At 47.6% G+C, this 2424-nt stretch carries 3 protein-coding genes; 2 read left to right on the plus strand and 1 reads right to left on the minus strand.

Annotated features, from left to right (window positions below; translation table 11 throughout):
- Nucleotides 1-1270, plus strand: a 1270-nt coding sequence (locus ACI4N7_RS07960) for a sensor histidine kinase (RefSeq protein ID WP_439732824.1), incomplete at its 5' end; no start/stop codon positions are given.
- A gap of 188 nt (nucleotides 1271-1458) precedes the next feature.
- Here the strand turns inward: ACI4N7_RS07960 and ACI4N7_RS07965 are convergent.
- Nucleotides 1459-2100 carry a CpXC domain-containing protein gene (locus ACI4N7_RS07965; RefSeq protein ID WP_439732825.1) on the minus strand — a complete coding sequence of 214 codons (642 nt, stop codon included), beginning with the start codon at nucleotides 2098-2100 and terminating at the stop codon, nucleotides 1459-1461.
- Between the two features lie 129 nt (nucleotides 2101-2229).
- On the opposite strand from ACI4N7_RS07965, the gene ACI4N7_RS07970 reads away from it, so the two are divergent.
- The coding region (locus ACI4N7_RS07970) for a hypothetical protein (RefSeq protein WP_439732826.1) at nucleotides 2230-2424 on the plus strand (195 nt) is incomplete at its 3' end.

Genomic DNA, 2424 nt, shown 5'->3' on the forward strand with positions numbered 1-2424 from the left:
TGATTTCCTGCCCTCTTCCCGCTACCGGAAAATAACGCTTTCTTTTATCGGCCTGGCCATGCTGAATATGGTTGTTTATGCCTATCTCTTTTTTGTATCTTCCCACCCGGTTTTTATCTACAAAGGAAGCCTGTCGCTGGGATGGATTCCCTATGTGCTCCTGTCCTTCTGCTGGCTGCCCCGTCTCATACCTCAGCAGATTTTTGTTTTGGGCATGCAGGGCATGTGGGTTTTCTTTCTTCATACCTTGAGCATATTTACCATCCTTTATCTGTTCAAGGAAAATCCAATCCATGAACGCCTTTCCCTGGAGCTTACATGCTATCTGATCTATTTTCTGGTATCTTTTCCCCTTGCTGCCCGCATGTTCCGGCATATGTGCCCTTCCCGGCAGCTGATCAACGATAAGTCCTACGGATACTATATCGCCATGCTTCCCATGCTGATCGTCCTTATCCAGATGCCTATCAGCATGGATCAGGATCTGTGGACCATGGACAAACTGATTTCCCGGCTGATCTCCCTTTTATGTTTCATTGCCCTGTACCGCTATGTGTCACTGCAGGCAGAAGATATTGAAAATGAAATCCTCCTTAAGAGTACCAATGAAATCCAGCAGAAGGCCATCCGCTTCTTCCAGAACAACATGCTCCTGGTGCAGGCCAGCGCCCGCCGGTTTTCTATTCTCCGCCATGATATGCGCCACCAGATCAATATCGTGTACGGCCTCATCAGTGAAAAGAAATATGACGAAGCCCTTCATTTCCTTCATACCTTTAATGAACATCTGGAAAAAACGGCCATCCATCCCTTCTGTACCAATCCCTACATGAATGCTGTCATTTCCGTATATATCATGAAGGCCAAATCTGCGGGCATTCCCGTTTCCTGCCGTATCAGCTTTCCAGATAATGTACCGGAAGTACAGGAATACCTTTCCTTTGCTCTGGCCAACCTGCTGGAAAATGCCATCCGGGTACAGGAAGATATAGATAAAGATAAAGATAAACGATTCCTTCACCTCACCCTTCAAACTAAAGGAAGGCAGGTAGTACTCTCCGTGGAAAACTACTGCTCCATTCCTCTGCATTTTGACAAGGAAGGCTATCCTACCACCAGTGAACCGGGCCACGGCACCGGCATGATCTCCGTCCGCCATTTCATCGACTACTATAAAGGATATAAGAGTTTCAGTCAGGAAAATGACACGGTTCGTTTTGAAATCTATTTCACCCTGCCGGATATGGGAAAGGGTTCAAAGGGTTCATAAGGTTTAAAGGGTTCAGAGGGTGGTGGTGGCGCCCTGCGGGCGGAGCCCATCAGTCAGTGCGCCGGCATATGACCGATAGAACCCGGGCGTCAAAGGTGCCTGACCCCTCTTGCATTTGGGAATAAAGCCCCCGCCGTCTATGACACACAAAAAGAGCAGGTTCTGCCTGCTCTTTTAAAATTTATTTATTACCCCAGACGGGCGGTAATGTCCTTTGCCCAGGCCCTGTTGATGATAAGGTCATTTTGTGAAACCGCATTGATGCGGAAAAGGGCGGCATCCCTGATGGCATTGTACAGGGATGTATCAAATTCCATGGACGCAATCATTTTCCCTTCCTTACGGAAAAGGAATCCATGCTCTCCGTCCTCATTCGTGGCAAAGTAGATTTCATCAATATGTTTATCCTTGTACCTGGCTTCTACATTGTCCCAGATAGAGCTTTTAATGATTTCCACAATGCGGTCATCCAGACCGGCATCCAGAATCAGCAGTTTTTCCTTGAAATCATTATAGGAAAGTACAATACGCTTCTGATATCCGTCAAAAGCATTGCCCCTGGTGGTCATAACCTTTTCCATTTCCTCATAGGAAGAGCCGTCAGCGTCTACAAAAATCAGGACCTTGTCTTCCTGCTGGTGATAAAGGAAATTGTAATTCAGTATGGCAGTGGCACCGCAGTCGGGGCAGCGGTACCGGAAAGCCTCATCATTCCTGACCTTTTCCTTCATTTCCGGATATTCAAGGGTATTGATACTGTCCCATACGGTAAAGGGATGTTTTTTCCCGCACTTTGGACAGGTGATTTCCTGCATTGCACTCTGTGACATGACAGCCTCCTGTATTCCTGTAATTTGATTTTTATTATAGCATATTGCAGGAAAAAGGTTCAGAAAGTTGCTGCATGGTTTTACCGCTGGAGGCAGTCTATATAAATTTCTTCTGAACCAGCCCGTTCTGTGGGCAGAACCTATGGTGCCCAGGGGTGGAGCCCCAATGACGCCATGAACCCGGGTGCAGAAAGGCGGCTGACCCCTCTTGCATTCGAGAACAAGGAGGTTCCTCTTCCCGTCCGACTGGCATTTACCAGCTTCCCCTCACTTACGATTCTTACCGAGATCCTTCACTGCGTTCAGGATGACAGGAGTCCGGCG

Source organism: Dialister sp. (assembly GCF_051885895.1).
In the GTDB taxonomy this organism is placed as follows: Bacteria; Bacillota; Negativicutes; order Veillonellales; family Dialisteraceae; genus Dialister.

Excerpts from the sequence above, each read along its gene's own strand:
- ACI4N7_RS07965 (WP_439732825.1), bottom strand. The coding sequence starts at position 2,100 with ATGTCACAGAGTGCAATGCAGGAAATCACCTGTCCAAAGTGCGGGAAA.